The sequence below is a fragment of the Empedobacter stercoris genome (genome assembly GCF_020281205.1).
Taxonomy (GTDB): Bacteria; Bacteroidota; Bacteroidia; order Flavobacteriales; family Weeksellaceae; genus Empedobacter; species Empedobacter stercoris.
In genome coordinates this window covers 1-19199 of the sequence record NZ_JACXZC010000035.1, presented here as the reverse complement: position 1 = coordinate 19199, position 19199 = coordinate 1, and the positions used below count along the sequence as shown (strand labels likewise).

Annotated in this window: 16 protein-coding genes; 6 read left to right on the top strand and 10 right to left on the bottom strand. The window is 30.8% G+C overall.

The window, feature by feature from the left end:
- Positions 1-396: 396 nt before the first annotated feature.
- From ribD to IF125_RS12965, 9 genes are all read right to left on the bottom strand, one after another.
- On the bottom strand, positions 397-1449 hold the full coding sequence (gene ribD / locus IF125_RS13005; RefSeq protein WP_225542783.1) for a bifunctional diaminohydroxyphosphoribosylaminopyrimidine deaminase/5-amino-6-(5-phosphoribosylamino)uracil reductase RibD: 1053 nt from the start codon (positions 1447-1449) through the stop codon (positions 397-399).
- A 9-nt stretch (positions 1450-1458) separates the two neighbouring features.
- Complete coding sequence (locus IF125_RS13000; protein ID WP_171622338.1) at positions 1459-3321, bottom strand: DUF349 domain-containing protein; 1863 nt, start codon at positions 3319-3321, stop codon at positions 1459-1461.
- 54 nt (positions 3322-3375) lie between these two features.
- Complete coding sequence (locus tag IF125_RS12995) at positions 3376-4113, bottom strand: shikimate dehydrogenase family protein (RefSeq protein WP_171622339.1); 738 nt, start codon at positions 4111-4113, stop codon at positions 3376-3378.
- Complete coding sequence (locus IF125_RS12990; RefSeq protein ID WP_171622340.1) at positions 4110-4787, bottom strand: VTT domain-containing protein; 678 nt, start codon at positions 4785-4787, stop codon at positions 4110-4112. The genes IF125_RS12995 and IF125_RS12990 overlap by 4 nt, the downstream gene beginning before the upstream one ends.
- 10 nt (positions 4788-4797) lie before the next feature.
- Positions 4798-6108, bottom strand: coding sequence for a UDP-N-acetylglucosamine 1-carboxyvinyltransferase (murA, locus tag IF125_RS12985; protein WP_225542782.1), 1311 nt, complete (start codon positions 6106-6108; stop codon positions 4798-4800).
- A 24-nt stretch (positions 6109-6132) separates the two neighbouring features.
- Complete coding sequence (locus IF125_RS12980) at positions 6133-6852, bottom strand: DUF4290 domain-containing protein (protein ID WP_225542781.1); 720 nt, start codon at positions 6850-6852, stop codon at positions 6133-6135.
- 349 nt (positions 6853-7201) lie between these two features.
- Positions 7202-7798, bottom strand: coding sequence for a hypothetical protein (locus IF125_RS12975; RefSeq protein WP_188319888.1), 597 nt, complete (start codon positions 7796-7798; stop codon positions 7202-7204).
- A complete protein-coding gene (locus tag IF125_RS12970) occupies positions 7779-8237 on the bottom strand; it encodes a PH domain-containing protein (protein WP_225542784.1) in 459 nt (152 codons plus the stop codon). The genes IF125_RS12975 and IF125_RS12970 overlap by 20 nt, the downstream gene beginning before the upstream one ends.
- A gap of 16 nt (positions 8238-8253) precedes the next feature.
- The gene (locus tag IF125_RS12965) at positions 8254-8526 is read right to left on the bottom strand and encodes a DUF2089 family protein (protein ID WP_221411940.1); all 273 of its coding nucleotides are present in this window, start codon (positions 8524-8526) and stop codon (positions 8254-8256) included.
- Between the two features lie 256 nt (positions 8527-8782).
- Between IF125_RS12965 and IF125_RS12960 the strand changes: the two genes are divergently transcribed.
- The 3 genes from IF125_RS12960 (at position 8783) to IF125_RS12950 (ending at position 14880) form a co-directional block, all read left to right on the top strand.
- On the top strand, positions 8783-9895 hold the full coding sequence (locus IF125_RS12960; protein WP_225542780.1) for a metallophosphoesterase: 1113 nt from the start codon (positions 8783-8785) through the stop codon (positions 9893-9895).
- Positions 9896-10097: 202 nt separating this feature from the next.
- The gene (locus tag IF125_RS12955; protein ID WP_225542779.1) at positions 10098-13196 is read left to right on the top strand and encodes a SusC/RagA family TonB-linked outer membrane protein; all 3099 of its coding nucleotides are present in this window, start codon (positions 10098-10100) and stop codon (positions 13194-13196) included.
- Between the two features lie 4 nt (positions 13197-13200).
- Positions 13201-14880, top strand: a complete 1680-nt coding sequence (locus IF125_RS12950; protein WP_225542778.1) for a RagB/SusD family nutrient uptake outer membrane protein — start codon at positions 13201-13203, stop codon at positions 14878-14880.
- A 128-nt stretch (positions 14881-15008) separates the two neighbouring features.
- On the opposite strand, the gene IF125_RS12945 is transcribed toward IF125_RS12950, so the two are convergent.
- Positions 15009-15722 (bottom strand): AAA family ATPase, encoded by a 714-nt coding sequence (locus tag IF125_RS12945; protein ID WP_225542777.1) that lies wholly within the window; start codon positions 15720-15722, stop codon positions 15009-15011.
- 156 nt (positions 15723-15878) lie between these two features.
- Here IF125_RS12945 and IF125_RS12940 point away from each other — a divergent pair, with 156 nt between their 5' ends.
- From IF125_RS12940 to IF125_RS12930, 3 genes are all read left to right on the top strand, one after another.
- Positions 15879-16757 carry a DUF808 domain-containing protein gene (locus IF125_RS12940; RefSeq protein ID WP_225542776.1) on the top strand — a complete coding sequence of 293 codons (879 nt, stop codon included), beginning with the start codon at positions 15879-15881 and terminating at the stop codon, positions 16755-16757.
- Between the two features lie 109 nt (positions 16758-16866).
- A complete protein-coding gene (locus tag IF125_RS12935; protein ID WP_171622350.1) occupies positions 16867-17409 on the top strand; it encodes a lipocalin family protein in 543 nt (180 codons plus the stop codon).
- A gap of 734 nt (positions 17410-18143) precedes the next feature.
- Complete coding sequence (locus tag IF125_RS12930; protein WP_225542775.1) at positions 18144-18962, top strand: DUF695 domain-containing protein; 819 nt, start codon at positions 18144-18146, stop codon at positions 18960-18962.
- The last annotated feature ends 237 nt before the right edge of the window (positions 18963-19199 follow it).

Below are 19199 nucleotides of genomic sequence, written 5' to 3'. Positions count from 1 at the left end.
ATTTAGCACTTGGCTAATCATTGGGGGCTAGCCCCCAATGATTTAATTTGAGTTGCACTTATTTGTTGAACTTAGATAATAATTCTTTAGCAAAAGCTAAATTTCAATTTTGTCATACAATAGCATTTAGGTTTTTAAAAAAGAAAAGAGTAAGTTTAATTGATTGTCAAACTTGTAATGAACCAACATTTGCTATGTAACAAAAGAACAAAATATATTCAATTATAAACTTGATGTTGCTGATGGAAAATTAATATTGAAGCTAAAAAATAAATTTTCTGAAATGAATTTTCAAATTGCGTTAAAAAATAAAATTGAATTTGAGAATAATAAATTTGATGAAATAATTATTAAACGAAAATTTTAATAAATTCAAATAAAAAAAGAACCTCAAAATTAAGGTTCTTCATAATCTAATCTATTTTCGAAAATATTTAATTCATCATTCAAAAAACGATGTTTTTCAGTTCGTATTCCTTTTAAGCGTGGTGCTAAAATTCCTTCATTCCAAATGGTATCAGAACTTAAGATTCTTGCTTCATCCCACAAATTGGCATCAATAAAATGTTGAATCGTATCGCATCCACCTTCAACAATCAGAGATTGAATATTATTTTCATATAAAAAGTTCATAATAGGCGGTAATATTGGTTGCGAAAAATCCAATTGGATAAGGTTTAAATTTTCTTCTGATGAATTTTCAAGTGAATTAAAAATAACCGTAGGTTGAGTCTGATCAAACAAATGAAAATTTCTCGGGATAGCTAAATTTTTGTCAATCGCAATTCTCAACGGATTATTCCCAGTCCAAAGTCTTGAGTTTAATTGTGGATTATCGATTAAAGCTGTGTTTTTTCCAACCAAAATAGCTTGTTCTTCCGTTCGCCATTTATGTACCAATTGTTTGGTGTATTGATTGGTAATCCACAATTGTATATCATCGCGTCCGATGTATCCATCTTCAGTTTGTGCCCATTTTAGGATAATGTATGGACGTTTTTTTTGATGAAATGTAATGAAACGCTTATTAAGGTTGATGCATTCTTTTTCTAAAACACCTAATGTCACATCCACACCATTTTTTAGCAAACGTAAGTAACCTTGTCCATTTACTTTTGCAAACGGATCTAACGTTCCTATTACAACTTTCGGAATTTCTTTTTCAATAATCAAATCTGCACATGGAGGTGTTTTACCATGATGCGAACAGGGTTCTAATGTCACATATAAAGTACTTTTCTTTAATAATTCAGGATTTTTGACTGAATTTATCGCGTTTACTTCTGCGTGAGGACCACCGTATTCAGATGTAAAACCTTCACCAATAATTTGATTGTTATGTACAATAATAGAACCAACAAACGGATTAGGATATGTTGTTCCTAACCCGTTTGTAGCAATTTGTATACAACGAGCCATATAGTGCTCATCGATAGATTGTTGTGTCATCTCTAAAAATTATGCATTAAAATCTATGTTGAATAATGTTTTCAATTTGATTTCAGCTTCAATTAATTTTTTACGTTTTTCGTCAATTTGTTTGTAAACATCTTTTAATAAAGGATTGTTTTCATTCGCATTCGAAAAGAAATGTACGTTATTATCTAATTGATTGATTTCTTTTTCTAATTCTTCAATCGTTTTACGTGTTTTTCTAATCTCATCATCCAATAAATTACCATTATTTCCAGCTTTTACTTTATTGACAAAAGATTGTAACTTATAATCGTTCAATTCATTTTTCGAAAGATTTAGCGCTTCAAGTTTTTTGTGATAAATATCTGTAAACTCTTGGTTGATTAATGTTTTATCCGTTGGTACTTTTCCTAAACTCGTCCAATTGTTTTGAATTTCTTCTAATTGTTTCAATGCTTCGTCTTTATTATCAGAAATAGTTTGATTCTTGAATTCCTCTAATAAAGCTTGCTTGTTTGTATAGTTTTGTTCAAATTTTTGATTCGCTTGTTCGTGACGTTTTTTGTAGCGATCAAAGAATTGGTTGCATGTATCTTTAAATTCTTTCCAAATTTTATCTGAATTTTTTCTTGGAACATGACCAATCTTTTTCCAATCATTTTGAATTCTTTTAATCACTTGAACTGAAGCATTCCAATCTGTGCTTTCAGCATGTTGTTTTGCAATTTCAAGTAAAGCCAATTTCTTTTTAAGATTAATATGTTGTTCTGATTTTAAATCTTTGTAGAAATCATTTTTGATGTGATTAAACTCTCGTGTCACTTCTTTAAAAGCTTCCCAAGTTTGAGAATTTTTATCTTTCGGCACACGTCCCAACGAAATAAAGTTCTCACGTAATGTATTTACTTCTTTAATTGCTTTTTGCCAATCACTGTGCGATTTACTTGTTGAACTTGATGCAATTTCTTTAATACGAGCAATGATTTGAGTTTTCTTCTCTAAATTATCTTTTTGCTCTTGTTTTATTTTTTCATTCAATTCACCTTTACGGTCATGAATTTTATTCGTTAATTCTTTGAATTTCTGCCACGTTGGTTCGCGCAAATCTTCTTGTACTGGAACTGCTTCTTCTTTCCATAAACGGTGAAGGTATTGCAATTCATTCAACGCTTTTTGAACATTATTTTCTAAGACTAATTCTTCTGCACGTTTGATGATAGAATAACGAACTTCAAGATTATGTGCATAATCCAAAGTTTGCAATTCTTTGTTCATATCCAAATACGTGTAGAAATTGTCTAAATGGAAAAAATAATTTTTAAAAACATTTTCAGCATTTTTGCTCGGAATTCTTCCTGCGTTATGCCAACGAGTTTTCAACTCGCGAAATTGTTTGAACATCGCCGCAGAAGAATCATTTTGTTCTTGGTATAAGGCTTTTAATTCGTCAATAATTTCTAAACGTTCTTTTAAATTATCTGATTCTTTTTTCTCATTTTCTTTATGAAAAACAGCTAATTGATTTTTGAAATCGTTATAAACAGCATTAAATTTAGCTTTGTAAGAAGTTTCGTATCTAAAATCTAATTCATCTCCACCTTCATTCAAAAAAGCTTCTTTTTTAACAGCTTCGTCTTCGTCTAATTTATTTTTAAACGCATCTCGAATTTGATTGAAATGTTCGCGAATATCTTGAACATCGTACTTGCTCAACAGATTTTTAGCTTCGTTTATTAAGACATCAAAGCTGAATGTTTCATAATCTTTAAACGAAATATCGCTCACTTTTTCTTGGTTGACTAACTCTTCTGTTTTATAAGTTTCCGTGTTAGAGTTGTTTGTGGTTGCAGATTTAGGTAATTGTTCTCCGTCTGCATTTTGCAGGTTATCCAATTCAGTATTCATAAGAAAATAAGTTTTGTTTCTCAAATCTAATAAAATTTGAGGACAATATCAAGTCTATTTTGTGTGATTATTCCAAATTTCCCAAGCTTTTTCTGCTTGTAGAATCAACATTTCGTGTCCATTTTTTATTTTAGAACCATTATGTTGTCCATTTTCTAAAAATTTTGTCACGGCTGGATTGTAAATCAAGTCGTACAATAAATGGTTTTCGTTTAGAAATTGATAGGGTAGAAGTGGTGCATTTTCAATATTAGGAAAAGTTCCTACTGGTGAACAATTCACAATTATTTGATGAGAATGCATGATTTCTTCATTCAATTCGTCATACGTAAAATGATTTTTAATTTTCGTTCTTGAAACAATTTTATATGTAATATTTAATTGGTCAAGAATATAAAAAATAGCTTTTGCAGCACCGCCATTTCCCAAAACTAATGCTTTTTTGTGATGCTGTTCTAAAAGAGGTTGTAAAGAGTGTTGAAAACCATAACAATCTGTATTGTGGCCAATTCTTTTTCCTTCTTTAATTAAAACTGTATTTACTGCACCAATTGCTTTTGCTTCGGGCGATAATTCATCCAAAAAAGGAATGATTTCTTGTTTGTAGGGAATTGTAACATTAAAACCTATTAAGCCTTCTGCTTCGAAAATTTTTTCTACTTCATCGATATGCTGTAAATCAAAAACATTGTAGACAGCGTCTACAATGTTTTCATTTATAAATTTTTCAGCAAAATAAGATTTCGAAAAAGAATAAGAAATATTTCTTCCGATTAATCCAAATTGTCTCATTCGTCTGTTTTATTTTTATTGAATCGAGCTTTCACAATTCGAATAATTAAAGGCATATTGGCCAATAAAATAATTCCAAAAATGAATTTCTCTAAATTATTTTTTACGATGTCAAACTGACCTAAAGTATATCCTAAAAAAGAAATTACGCCAACCCAAAGTACAGCACCAAAAAAACTGTAGGTGATAAATGTACGGTAATTAAGGTTTGTTACACCACATATAAATGGAATTATAGTACGAACTACTGGCATAAAACGTGCAATGATGATTGCTTTTTTACCGTTTTCGTTAAAAAATTCTGTTGCTTTTTCGATGTGTTTCTTTTTAAGGTACCACGAATCTTTTCTTCCTAAGATCCATCCGCCAAATTTTCGTCCAACATAATAATTTACGTTATCTCCAAGAATTGCTGCAACCATCAGTAAAGGAATGATATATTCGATATGTAAATGGTTTTGGTCATCGCTGGCCGCAATCATTCCAATCGAAAAGATAAGCGCATCTCCAGGTAAAAAAGGCATTAAAAATGACATGACAATTAAACCTGTTTCGGCAAAAATTATCAAGAATAAAATGGCATATATCCAATAACCGTAATTATTGATAATGTCCATTAATACCTTGTCTGGGCGTTGAACAAAATTGGTGATAAATTCAATAATAGATTGCATTTTTTATTTTTTATGCTCGTATAATATCAGCTCCAATAGCGCGTAAACGTACATCGATATCTTCGTAACCACGATCAATTTGATCGATGTTATGAATAACTGTTTTTCCTTTTGCAGAAAGTGCAGCAATCAATAAAGACATTCCGGCACGAATATCTGGCGACGTTAATTCTGCTCCTTTAAGAGGTGTTTCGTGATTAAGACCAATGACAGTGGCACGGTGAGGATCACATAAAATGATTTGTGCTCCCATATCGATTAGTTTGTCTACGAAAAATAAACGTGATTCAAACATTTTTTGGTGGATTAAAACGCTTCCTTTCGCTTGTGTTGCAATTACTAAAATGATTGATAATAAATCAGGTGTAAATCCTGGCCAAGGCGCATCAGAAATTGTTAAGATAGAACCGTCAATAAAGCGTTCGATTTCATAATTTTCTTGAGCAGGTATATAAATATCGTCTTCGCGACGTTCTAATTTGATTCCTAATTTTTTAAAAACATCTGGAATAACGCCTAAATTTTCCCACGAAACATTTTTGATGGTTAGTTCAGATTTTGTCATTGCTGCCAAACCAATCCATGATCCAATTTCAATCATATCTGGTAAACATGTATGTTCGGTTCCGCCTAATTTTTCAACTCCTTCGATTGTTAAAAGATTTGAAGAAATTCCAGAAATTTTAGCACCCATTCTGTTTAACATTTTACATAATTGTTGAATATAGGGCTCACAAGCAGCGTTGTAAATAGTTGTTATTCCTTTTGCAAGCACAGCAGCCATAATGATATTGGCAGTTCCTGTTACAGAAGCTTCTTCCAACAACATATAATTTCCTTGTAGTCCATTCTCGTCCACTTCTACACCGTAGAAATCTTCGTCTGGATTGAAACGATATTTTGCTCCTAATGCAAAGAAACCTTCGAAGTGTGTATCTAAACGACGACGTCCAATTTTATCTCCACCTGGCTTTGGCATAAATGCTTCTCCAAAACGAGCTAAAAGTGGTCCCATTAACATGATTGATCCACGTAAAGCAGCTCCATCTTTTCGAAATTGTTTTCCTTTTAAATAATCTAATCGTAATTCATCGGCTTGGAAAGTGAAATCACCTTTTCCATTTTTTTGTGTTTTGACACCTAAATCTCCTAAAATTTCAATCAAACGATTGACATCTCGGATATCCGGAATGTTTTTAACACGAACTTGTTCATTGGTTAATAAGACCGCACATAAAATTTGTAGTACTTCATTTTTAGCACCTTGAGGAGTGATTTCTCCTTTCAAAGGTTTCCCTCCCTTTATTTGAAATGTAGCCATTTAGTTGTATTAAATAGTTTTGATTTAACCTTTATTGTTTCGAACGTTTTGGTTTCGATTATTGTTATTTTGATTATTTCGGTTATTGTTGTTATTACGATTAGTCGAACTTTGGTTATTGTTTCGATTATTATTTTGATAACTTCGGTTACTTCTGTTGTTTTGATTGTTGTTTGAATGATTGTTATTGCTTAAACGCTCAGGAGAAACCAAATGATCTTCTACTTTTCTTAAATCAATTTTACCATTAGATAATTCGAATAAATGATTGAAAATAACTTGATCATCAACGGTATCTTTATTCCACAATAAATAACATTTTTTCATGTGATTAGCAATAGCAAAGTACAAGCCTTCGCTTTTTTCACCTTCTTCCCATGTTACAGCAACGTCAATCATTTTTCGAATATTATTCCCGTAATATCTGTATTTATAAATGCTTTGTGGATAATTTACTTTGTTTGGTTTGCTGTTTACAGTGTCCTTTTTTGTCGGAATTGGATAAGGAGATTTTACATCCAAATCAAATTCTGCCATGATAAAAAGTTGATCCCAAAGTTTGTGTTGGAAATCTGGTACGTCGCGCAAGTGTGGGTTTAATTCTCCCATAACTTCGATGATAATTTCAGCAAATCCGTTGCGTTCTGTTTCGTCTGTTATTGTTTTACAATGATTTACCATTTCTTGAATATGACGCCCATATTCTGGAATAATCAATTGCGTACGAAGTGTATTATATTCCATTAAATTTTCTAATGTATTAGTTACAAATTTACAAAAATCTATCCGATTATTTGAGTGAAAAAGGGATATTGATTGCTAAATTTTTATTAAATTATTGTCCTTCAAATATGGTTTAATTAGAAGAAGATAAACTTATCTTTCTATTTACTTTCTTCAAATTTGTTTAAAAAGTAAAGCCTTTGTTTAGTAAAGAAAATTAGGTTAAAAACCTTTTGATTGTCAACAAATATAATCTTTTTTTTATCAAAAAATTAGTTGGTTATCGTTTAAAGATTAGATTAGCTCTTCTTTCTGCCGATCACTTCTTCTGTTTTTGATATTAATTGATGTGAATTAAGTGTTAAGTTTCTCATAGTTTTTGTGGAATTATAAGTGCTAAAATCGTTGTAGAAAGGATCAAAAGAAAGATTACTGCAATGTAACCCAAGGTTTGTTTAGTGTTTTTGAGATTTGTAACTGTTTTAAATCCCCTGTACAAATAGTAAAACATAATTGCCATACAAAATAATGCGAAAAAACCTACAATAACTACCGTTATCATAATAGAAGGATTTTGTAAAATGGTTAAATCATTAGATAAAACTCCTTCCGTAACCTTGTTTATCTTCTGATTGATAAATGGAATAAAATCGGTGATAAAAACAATATAATAAGCAATTCTCGAAATTAAAACCACATTTACAATATCAATGAAACGAGTTTTTGGATTGATAAATTTTCCATAGAAATAAAGTAAAAGTATAGCAATTAAGACATTTCGGGTATTTTGGTAGATAATATCGACAAACGAAAAATCAATTTTTATTTTTTGAATACTCAAAAAATCAGGGAAATACGAATCGGTCAAATAACAGATATACGAAAAGAATAAATGTGCGATTAATCCAATAATCAATAATAATTTATCGTCAAAATAGGCAAAAGGATTAAGAAGTTTTTTGATCATCTTTTAAGGTTTTTATCGTGTGAATAAATTCATCAGGTTCGTCGCAACTAATCAAATATTTTACATTTTCTAATTCAATCGCAACCAATTTAGTTCGGTCTTTTATATTACATCGATAGTTATCCATCGAAATTCCAATCAATCCATAAACGCCTCTTGCGCCAATTATCATCAAATTGTTTTGAGATTTTCGAGAGATGCTTTTTATTTCATTTATAGGGATAACAAATGTTTTAATTTTCGTACAAAAATAAATATTGTTTAAGTCAATTTTAATTTTATTAATAGAAAATAAATAACAACCAACTAGAACAGGAGTTACTATTCCCCAGTAAATTAGTTTAGGAAATAGACTTTTTTCATTATAAATCAGTGATAATCCAATGAGTAATAAAAAGGAAATTAGAATGACAGTTGTCCATTTAAAAAATGTTGACATCGTAACAGTAAACTCTTTATTCATTTGATATAGAATTTATTTTATGAATCAAATCATCTACCTTATTTCGCATAGTTGGATAACTTACATCCATTTGTTTTGCCATATCTTTTAGACTTCCTGAACTTAAGAAAAATTGCATAATAAAATGTTGTTCTTCTGAGGAAAGTTTTAAAAATAATGGAAGTTCATAGTTCCCAACAACTTGCGTTTCGCAATTGTTACAGATCAGTTTTTCTACAGCTAACTCTTCTGTGCAACTTGGACAAAGTACGGGTAGTTTTTTCAAAATATAAATAAAGTTAAATTAAACTTAAATAAAATTAATATAATATTTAATATAATCAAAAAAATAAAACATATTTATATTAACTTTTAAAACTTTAATCTATTATTGATTCAGAGTTTTTTTTATGATTTAACTAATGATTAATCTTTGATAAAGTGTATTTTTTGATGATTTAATTTTAATTTAATACGTTTTCTTTTTGTTCGATGTTATTTTGTCAAAAAACAATAATGCAAAACATAAAACAAATTATCAAATGAAAATAAGAACAATCATTAAAACAATTTTATTATTTATTGTCTGTTTTGGAGGAAGTTTAACCGCTCAAGAAAAATATCAAGCACCAAAGTTAGACAATCAAAAATCATGGTCAATCATTATGATTCCAGATATTCAGAACTATACTAAGTTTAATCAAAATCAACCTATTTTAGAGTTGATGACGAGATGGATTGAAAATAATATTGAGTCTCTAAATGTTAAAATGGTGATGTGTGTTGGAGATTTAGTCGAACAAAATGAAATCATTAACAATGGTCATGATGGAAATCAAACTGCACAAAAACAGTGGGAAGCTGCATCAAAAGCGTTTAGTTATTTGGATGGAAAGGTGCCTTATATTACAGCGACAGGTAACCATGATTATACCATTAATAGAGAAGGAAAACGTTGGACTCGTTTTGATGAATTTTTTCCAATTGATAAAAATTTTTTAAATAGAAAAGCAATTGTTCAAAATGGTGTAGACGAAGATGAAAAAGCAACTTTAGCAAATTCTGCTTTTGAGCTAAAAAATTTGAATGGTAAAGATTTTTTGTTTTTAACTTTAGAATATGCCCCGAGAGATTATACATTAGAATGGGCAAATAAAATTGTACAATTGGAACAATATAAAAACCATCAAATTGTAATGATGACACATGCGTATATGGGGAGAGATGATAAGCGATTGACAAAAGATGAAACTTGGGTTATTTTCGAACCTTATTCAATCGATAATAAAATTCAGAAATCTTTTCGAATCAAATTACCTCATTCAAATACAGGAGAACAGATTTGGCAAAAATTAGTAAAATCAACTCCCAATATGCAATTGGTTTTAGCGGGACATATTTCTGGTGAAGGATATAGAATGGATAAGAATGATGCAGGAAAATCTGTTCATCAAATTTTGTTTGATGCTCAATCGATGGGAGGTGGACATTATGGGAATGGAGGAGATGGATGGTTGAGAATATTAGAGTTTTATCCGGATAACAAAACGGTTAAAATTAAAACATTTTCTCCTTTATTCGGTATTTCTCCAACTACTCAACAATTTGCATGGAAAAAGGACGAACGTAATGAATATATAATTACAATAGATTAAATAGATAAAAGAAAAAATAAAAAAGGTAGATTTTCTACCTTTTTTTATGCTATTAAATAAGGATAAATAGGAAATTTTCAAAATTCACAATATAGAATTAACGATTATTTAAAGTCGTTTACAATTACTTAAAAAACGGTTAAAGTTAAGTTAATATGTTTCTGCAATAAACCATATAATTTCGCGACAAACAAACATGGACATGAAACGATTAACTATTCCACTTCTTTTATTTGGTGGTCTTCTCTCATTACAAGCAAAAGAAATCTCTACAATCCGCTCGTTTAATAATCCTATTCAACAACTTTCTGATGAAGGTAATTTTCCTGTAAAAGTAATTGATGAAAATGGATACGGAATGGCTGATGTAGAAGTTGTTGTAAAAGAGCTTAATCAGACATTTTATACAGATATTAACGGAGATTTAAATATAGAAACAACTCTGGAAAACCTGACGTTGACCGTTAGTTTTGATGGGTATTCTAGTCTTGAACAACAATTTGCGACAAATTCTCCGATTCAAATTTCACTTCATCCAGAACAAACAAATTCGTTAGATGAAGTTGTCGTAATTGGATACGGTACAGCGAAGAAAAAGGATTTAACAGGATCAGTTTCGGATGTTAAAGGCGAAGAAGTTGCAAAACGTAATTCTACGAATGTTTCACAAGCTCTACAAGGTTCTATGCCTGGTCTTATGGTTACACGAAATAGTGGTTCGCCTAATGCATCTGCAACTATTGTTGTACGTGGAATTACTTCTATTGGAGATACTTCACCATTGGTGATTGTGGATGGTGTTCCTGTAAAAAGTATTGATGATGTAAATGCAAATGATATAGAAGATGTAACTGTTTTAAAAGATGCAGCTTCAGCTTCTATTTATGGAGCTCGTGCCGCTTCTGGCGTAATCTTGATCACGACAAAAAGAGCAGCGAAAGGAAAAACGAATATTGAGTATCAAAATGCGATGACATGGATCACGCCTACTACTTTTCCTACTACAGTAGGAGCGAAGCGTTACATGGAAATGATGAACGAATTCGCTTGGAATGATACTGGAAATGCATCAGGTTCTGAACATTCCATTTATGCCCAAGAAACAATACATAATTATGATCAATTGCATCAAGACTATCCTAACCGTTATCCTTTGACAGATTGGAAAAAATTATTGTTAAAAAATAGTGCGTTCAAAGAGAGTCATGCAATATCATTAACATCTGGAAATGATAAATCGACGACAAGAGCATCAATTAGTTATGATAATATGGGCGAAATTTATGTGAATCAACATTATAAACGTTTAATGGCTCGTGTGAATAATACGTATAAAGTTTCGGATAAATTAGCAGCTGATTTTGATATGAGTTATGTCTATTCAATAGAAGAAAGCCCTAATATTAATCCTATTTGGGAAGCAATTCGTTTTGCTCCAATATACGCTGCTTTTTGGGAAGATGGACGTATTGCTGATGGAAAAACAGGTTCTAATGCTTATGCTAAATTGCATTATGGAGGTACAGATAATACATGGAAAAATGTACTGAATGGACGTGTTGCAATGCACTATACACCTGTTAAAGGTTTGAAATTATCAGCGATTGTTGCACCGAATGTGAGCTTTAATAAGCGTAAAAAATTTGTAAAACAAATACCGTATTACTCACCAGAAGATCCGAATGTATTTATGGGGTATATGAGTGGATTTGCAACAACAAATTTAGCTGAATATCGCACAGATGAGGTCGCTTTAACGAAACAATTTTTGGCAAATTATCAAAATGATTTTGGTAAACATTCGGTAAATGCCTTGGTAGGTTATGAAGATTTTTACACGAAAAATGAATTGGTAAAAGCCACAGGTGATTATTTTGAATTAATGGATTTTCCTTATTTAGATTTAGCTCCAACCGATTTCCAAAAAGCAAATGGTAGCGCTTACGAAACTTCTTATCGATCGTATTTTGGACGAGTGATGTATGATTATGCGAATAAATATTTCTTACAAGCCAATATTCGTTACGACGGGTCTTCTCGTTTTCATCCAGATCATCGTTGGGGAGCATTTCCTTCTATTTCTGCTGGTTGGGCAGTTTCAGAAGAAAGTTTCTTGAAAGATGTTGATTTTTTATCGTACTTAAAAGTTCGTGCTTCATGGGGGCAATTGGGTAATGAGAGAATTGGATACTATCCTTATCAGTCGTCTATTAATTTTTCGAATGCATTATTTTATATGGGTGGACAAGTTGTTTCAGGAACAACGGCAGCGCAAGTAAATTATGCTATACAAGATATAACGTGGGAGGTTACTGAAACAAAAAACATTGGTTTAGACGCGCAGTTTTTCAAAAATAGATTAAATGTAACCTTTGATTATTACAAAAAGGAGACATCAGATATGTTGTTAGAGCTTGAAATTCCAGATTATATCGGCTATGATAATCCCCAACAAAATACAGGGTCTATGTATACAAAAGGTTGGGATTTTTCGATTTCTTGGCGAGATAGAATCAATGATTTTAAATATGGAATTGCATTAAATCTTTCAGATTCAAAATCAGTTATGGGAGATTTAGGAGGGATTGTTTTTGATGATGCTCAAGCAATTATGGCAGGTGGTCAATACAAAGAATGGTATGGTTATATTGCAGAAGGTATTTACCAAACGCAAGATGAAGTTGCAAATTCTGCCACCTTAAATAAAAATGTGAAACCAGGGGATATTCGTTATAAAGATATTAGTGGGCCAGATGGTGTGGCAGATGGTATTATTTCTCCCGAATATGATCGTCAGTTATTAGGAGGTTCTTTACCAAGATATTTATTTGGAGGTACACTAGATGTAGCGTACAAAGGGTTTGATTTTGCTATGACATTTCAAGGTGTAGGAAAACAAAATGCGTATTTATCAACTCAATTCATGAAACCTTTTCAAAGTTCTTGGACAAATCCATCTGGAATTATCGATGGTAATTATTGGAGTGTTTACAATACTGCAGAAGAGAATATGAAAGCTAAATACCCTCGTTTATCAAATGTTGGTGCTGAAAATAATAATTACGAAACTTCTACTTTTTGGATGAGAAAAGGGTCTTATTTCCGTATGAAAAATATTACGATAGGTTATACTTTACCTGTCTATTTAACAGATAAAGTTGGTATTTCGAGTTTACGTGTATTTGCTTCTGGAAATGATTTGTTCTCGATTGATAGTTTTCCAAAAGGTTGGGATCCTGAAGTAAATTATAATACTTATATCAGTCGTTCGTTCACCCTTGGTTTATCTGTAAAATTCTAACATCATGAAAAAAATTATAATTGCCTTATCAATCTTTGCTTCTTTCACTTCTTGTGCAGATTTAGACCTTAACCCTTTGTCAGAAGGGTCAAGTGAAAACTGGTATTCTAACGAAAGTGAACTCAATTTATCATTAAATGATTTGTATCGTCAATACGCATGGGATACAGAAATTAATTGGCGCGCCGAGCGTATGACTGACAATTGGTCGCAACGTCAAACGATGAATGATTATGCTGCAGGTGCAATCACATCTACTTGGAGTGTAGCAGAATTAAATTGGAAAAATTTGTACAAAGCTGTTTCAAGAGCCAATACAATTTTAGAAAACTTAGAAAAGGCAGATAACACTGTTTCAACTCCTAAGAAATTACAATTCGAAGCTGAAGCACGTTTTATGCGTGCGAATGCATATGCAAGATTAGTTTTTCTTTGGGGAGATGTACCTTTTTATACGAACACGTTAGATATCGATAATGCGTTCAAATTAGGAAGAACAGATAAAAAAGAAGTGATTGCACAAGTTTATAAAGATTTAGATTTTGCTGCAGAAAATTTACCAAAATCATACGCAAGCAATGAATTTGCTCGAGCAACAAAAGGAGCAGCTTTAGCATTCAAATCAAGATATGCATTATATTTTAAAGATTATGCATTAGCAAGAGATGCAGCAAAAGCTTGTATGGATTTGAATCAATATTCGTTATATCCAGATTTTGGAGAATATTTTAAATCAAGTACACGAAATGCGGTAGAAACAATTTTCTCCATACCACGTTCTACAGAATTAGGGGAAGATTTATCAGTTAAAAATTTTATTCCACGTAATGCAGGAGGAACAGCAACAGCGCAACCTTCGTGGGATTTATTCTTTTCTTTTTATGCTTCTGATGGAAAACCTATTGATGAATCGCCTTTATATAATCCACAAAAGCCATTCGAAAATCGTGATCCACGTTTAAAAGAAACAATTGTAGAATTTGGTTCAGACTTTTTGGGGTATATCTACAATCCTAATCCATATGCAACAACTGTATTAAATACAACAACGGGTTCTATGGTCAAAAATAGTGACACAAGAGCTGTTGATACGTATGCTTCTTACAATGGATTGTCCCTAAAAAAAGGTGTTGATGTTGATTGGTCTGATGATTATAAAGCCGATACAGATATTATTATCATGCGATATGCTGATGTTTTATTGATGTATGCGGAAGCAAAAATTGAGCTAAATGAAATCGATCAATCTACCATTGAAGCAATTAATCAAGTTCGAAAAAGAGCATATAAAAATGAAACAAGTTTTCCTGCGGTGACGATGGATAATCAAATTTCACTTAGAAAAACACTTCGTGCAGAAAGAAGAATGGAATTTGCTTGGGAAAATCGTCGTTTAGATGATTTGATTCGTTGGGATTTAGCAGATGAAGCATTAACAATAGATAATTATGGTTTCTTAGATCCAGCTGCTTTAAAATCTAAAATAGTTGATAAGGGCTTATGGGTTTTCCCTTCAACTCCTGAAATTGATGAGAATGGATTGGTAGACTTAAAGGGCTTGTACAATCAAGGATTAGTTAAAAAATTAGCAACAAGAAACTTTAACGAACGTCAATATTTATGGCCAATTCCATACAAGGAAATTTCGATTAATCCGAATATAAAACAAAATCCTGGTTATTAATGATGACAAAAGTTTTTATATGGTGTGAAAATAGAATAGCGTTTTTGAAAAAATTTAAACTAATTGACTAAATTGAAAAGCTACTCATTTTTTTGAGTAGCTTTTGTGTTTTTAAATATTTCATTCAATTAAGAATTAGTTTGTCGTTCTAATTTTTCTATCAACAATGCTTTAGCATTTGTAAGCGCATAGTCTTTTGCTTCTGCAAAAGAAATATTGTATTTGCGATGAAGCGACCGAATATCTTTGGGTAATTCACTTAAAAGTTTATCGTAATACGTATCTAACATTTCTGTTGTAGGCATTTTGAAATCAATTTTTAATTGAAATCTTCTTAATAAGGCAACGTCTATAATATGCGGATGATTGGTTGCTGCGATTAACAACGAATTTTGAGGTAAATAATCTATCAGTTGAATAACCGTATTCACTAATCGCCTCATTTCACCAACATCTTTGTCGTCATTTACGCGTGCTTTTCCAATTTGATCAAATTCATCCAAAAAAAGAATAGCTTTTTCGCGAGCAGCTTTATCAAAAAGCATTCGAATATTTTGTGAAGTTTCTCCAATTCGTGACGAAACGATATTACTTAAATTGAGAATCAATATAGGTTTTCCAATTTCATTTGCAATCGCTTTTGCAGTAGTTGTTTTTCCACATCCCGAAAAACCATGCAGCAAAATTTTGTTGTTAACGGGTAAATTATATTTATTTAATTCCTCTATATAGCAATGTTCTTTGATTAATTGTTTTACTTGGGCAAGATTTTGCTCATTTAAAAAAACATCATTCAAAGAAATTTCTTCTTTATCATCAACAATCAAATCGTAAATATTCATATCAAGTATTTCAAACTTCAAAATTAAACTTTTTTAATTCTAAACTCGATTTTTAAATCCAAAAAAGAGTTGAGGTTTTTCTATTTAATTAATTCTAAAATATTTCGATTGAATTATCAATATTCTTTACATTTACAAACCAAAAACAACAATAATATGGCTTCAGGAATATTTGCGGTATTAGATGATATTGCAGCTTTGATGGATGATGTAGCGGTAACAAGTAAAGTTGCAGCGAGTAAAACAGCAGGGATTTTAGGCGATGATTTAGCGGTGAATGCTGAAAAAGCGACAGGTTTTTTGTCTTCGAGAGAAATTCCAGTTTTATGGGCCATTACAAAAGGTTCGTTTATCAATAAATTAATAATTGTTCCAATTGTTTTAACATTGAATCACTTTTTGCCAGAAGCAATTAAATATGTATTGATTTTAGGTGGTTTTTATTTGGCTTTTGAAGGTGTTGAGAAAATTATTGAATATATTTTTCATCGTGCCAAGAAAGGTACAGAAGTGATTCAAGAAGATAAAGCAGAAGACAACAAAGGGGTATCAGAAAAATCGAAAGTGAAATCTGCAATTATTACAGATTTTATTCTTTCCATAGAAATTGTGATAATAGCTTTAAGTACTGTATTAGAGCAACCAATGATAACACAGGTTTTGACTGTTTCAATCATTGCTATTATTGCGACTTTAGGAGTATACGGGATAGTAGCGTTAATTGTTCGTATGGATGATGCTGGATTTAGATTGATCAAAGCTTCCGAAGATAAAGGAATGGTTTCGAAAATGGGACACTTTTTAGTGAGCGCACTACCTTATGTGATCAAGATTTTGAGTGTGGTTGGTACGATTGCGTTACTATTGGTTTCAGGACAAATATTTGTTCATAATATTAAATACTTACATCATTTAATTCCAACTTCAATTCCAGCTATGATTAGCGAAGCTTTAGTGGCTTTAATGGCAGGTTTGTTTGTCGTGCTAATTGTTACGATTTTTAAGAAATTATTTGGTTTGGGTAAAGCTCATTAGGAAATAATATAAATGAGTGTAGAGGTTGATTTATTGTAAATTTTATTCAAGCATTATTCAATTCTACATCAATTTTATTGATACATTTGCATCCTAACATTTTAGGTGAATGAATTTTAAAAAATTAGCTCTTGCTGCACTTGCGATAGGGACAACGGCTTATATCGTTAATCACAACAAAAAAAATATTAAATATAAACCAGTACAAAACTTTGATTTAGACGAGTTTTTAGGACGTTGGTACGAAATTGCTCGTTTAGAAAACAAAGTACAAAAAGGTCATACGAATGTAACGCACCGTTTTAATTTGAACGAAGAAAATGGTTCTTTGGAAGTGATTGTACGTGGATATGATAAAAAGAAAAAAGGGTGGAGTAAGATTGAAGGGATTGCAACACAAGATATCGAAAATGTTGGATTATTTTCAACAACATTCTTACCTATTTTTGCTAAAAAATTATATGTAATTGATTACGATAAAGACTATAATAATGCATTAGTTGCAAGCGAAGATTATAAAAAACTATGGATTTTATCGCGTAAAAAAGAAATATCGGATAAAGTAAAAGATCGATTTTTAGATTCTGCAAAGAAAGTAGGGTTTGATCCAAGTAAATTAATTTGGCCATCTCAGGTGCCAATTGCAAAATAAAATATATAGAATTGTCCGTCCTGAAAAAACTGATACAGGATGCAACTCGGATCTTTTCATTTCTGATTATAAATTTGTCTAATTTATAATCAGAAATGAAAATTTTACTTATTTAACTGAAGGATCAACTGTAGGTTTACATGGTGTAGTAAGAACTTAAAAAATACAATATTTCTTTCCAAATTTAACTCTGAAAATAGGTAATATAGAATTTACAAATCCACAATTTTTTGCTTCTTATTTTGAGGAGAATAACTTAGCTTTTTGAAACAATTAATATCATTTTAGATTTACGAAATAAACTACTTTTTTTACAAAAAGCTAAATCAGAAATGAAAAATTTATTGATTATACATTTAATTTTATTCCAATTTATGATTTTGAAAAGAATCAATGGTAATTGGTGAAATTAACATCAAAGAAGAACGATTTAAATTGGGTGATATCCTAAATGAAAATAAATGGAGAAAAACTTCTGGAAATTGGTAATAAGTGTGATAATCAACTAAAAAAAATTGTGAATCATCACAAGAAAATTGGTATAAAAAATTATAATTGAAAACTAATAACTACAACTAATAAACACTTGGTAAAAGTAGCTGTTTCGTATTTTGTATAAAGTTTTTTTCGTAAGTTTGAACTTCTCGCTTTGTTTGAAGTTTAGTGATAGAAGTCACCACCTTCGGCAATGCCCGAACCGTTATCTGCAAGCGTATCAAAAACGAACGGCACAAATGAAAAACATAAATCGTATACTCTTATTTTTATTTTTTATGGGATTTATTTCAAATCTTTTTGGTCAAAAAAAATATCCAGAAGAATGGAATTTTTATTTAACGAATATTGAAGATAAATGTGCTTCGATTTATCTGAACTTGGGACTTAATGATTTCGTTCCAATAAAAGAAAAAACTGAATTATGTTGGATATCCGTTAAATTAAAAAATCCTAATGAAAACGGATTAACTACAAACGAAGAAAGTGAAATTTTATTCAAAATTGAAGATGAGATAATAAAGAAAACAAATGCTAAAAATACAATTTACATTGGAAGAATAACTAATAATGGTTATAGAGATTTTTACTTCTACTCAAAAAATCCTGAAACCTTTAAAGCTGAATTCAAAAATATTGAAAATAATTTCACTGACTATACAGTTGAATTAAATACAAAAGAAGATAAAGATTGGAGTGAATACCTTAATATTTATCCAAATGAAATGGACTTTCAAAGTATAGGAAATCGAAGTGTATTGGAAAATCTTAAAAAAAATGGAGATAAATTGATAAAACCACGAGAAGTTTTCCATTGGATTTATTTCAAAAATGATGAGAATAGACAGAAATTTATTGAGATTGTAAAAAAAGAAAATTTTGAAATTGTTCAAACACAATATAACAATGAAAATGATTTGCCTTATGTTTTACAAATCAAAAGAGTTGATAAAGTTGGCTATAGTGATATTGATGAATACACTTTATATCTTTGGAACTTAGCAAAAGAAAATAATGGAGAGTATGATGGTTGGGAAACTTCTGTTGAAACTGAATAAAAACGCCTACAGCTAACAAGGGTAACTGTTGCGCAACTCCAATTTTTATTTCAGTTAGACAAAAAAAAACAAAGAATTGAGCTACATTGGAAACGATGAATAAAAAACTACCACTAACAACTAATCTTCCTTCTTGCCAGAAGGGGAGAAAGTAAAAACCTGTTGAGGAACCTGTAATTAGAACTACCATATACTATATAGCTAAAGTTTAGCTCGACTTTATTAATTAATATCGGA

Coding starts and splice junctions, on each gene's coding strand:
- ribD (WP_225542783.1), bottom strand. CDS start 1,449: ATGACACAACAATCTATCGATGAGCACTATATGGCTCGTTGTATACAA.
- IF125_RS13000 (WP_171622338.1), bottom strand. CDS start 3,321: ATGAATACTGAATTGGATAACCTGCAAAATGCAGACGGAGAACAATTA.
- IF125_RS12995 (WP_171622339.1), bottom strand. CDS start 4,113: ATGAGACAATTTGGATTAATCGGAAGAAATATTTCTTATTCTTTTTCG.
- IF125_RS12990 (WP_171622340.1), bottom strand. CDS start 4,787: ATGCAATCTATTATTGAATTTATCACCAATTTTGTTCAACGCCCAGAC.
- murA (WP_225542782.1), bottom strand. CDS start 6,108: ATGGCTACATTTCAAATAAAGGGAGGGAAACCTTTGAAAGGAGAAATC.
- IF125_RS12980 (WP_225542781.1), bottom strand. CDS start 6,852: ATGGAATATAATACACTTCGTACGCAATTGATTATTCCAGAATATGGG.
- IF125_RS12975 (WP_188319888.1), bottom strand. CDS start 7,798: ATGATCAAAAAACTTCTTAATCCTTTTGCCTATTTTGACGATAAATTA.
- IF125_RS12970 (WP_225542784.1), bottom strand. CDS start 8,237: ATGTCAACATTTTTTAAATGGACAACTGTCATTCTAATTTCCTTTTTA.
- IF125_RS12960 (WP_225542780.1), top strand. CDS start 8,783: ATGAAAATAAGAACAATCATTAAAACAATTTTATTATTTATTGTCTGT.
- IF125_RS12955 (WP_225542779.1), top strand. CDS start 10,098: ATGAAACGATTAACTATTCCACTTCTTTTATTTGGTGGTCTTCTCTCA.
- IF125_RS12950 (WP_225542778.1), top strand. CDS start 13,201: ATGAAAAAAATTATAATTGCCTTATCAATCTTTGCTTCTTTCACTTCT.
- IF125_RS12945 (WP_225542777.1), bottom strand. CDS start 15,722: ATGAATATTTACGATTTGATTGTTGATGATAAAGAAGAAATTTCTTTG.
- IF125_RS12940 (WP_225542776.1), top strand. CDS start 15,879: ATGGCTTCAGGAATATTTGCGGTATTAGATGATATTGCAGCTTTGATG.
- IF125_RS12935 (WP_171622350.1), top strand. CDS start 16,867: ATGAATTTTAAAAAATTAGCTCTTGCTGCACTTGCGATAGGGACAACG.
- IF125_RS12930 (WP_225542775.1), top strand. CDS start 18,144: ATGAAAAACATAAATCGTATACTCTTATTTTTATTTTTTATGGGATTT.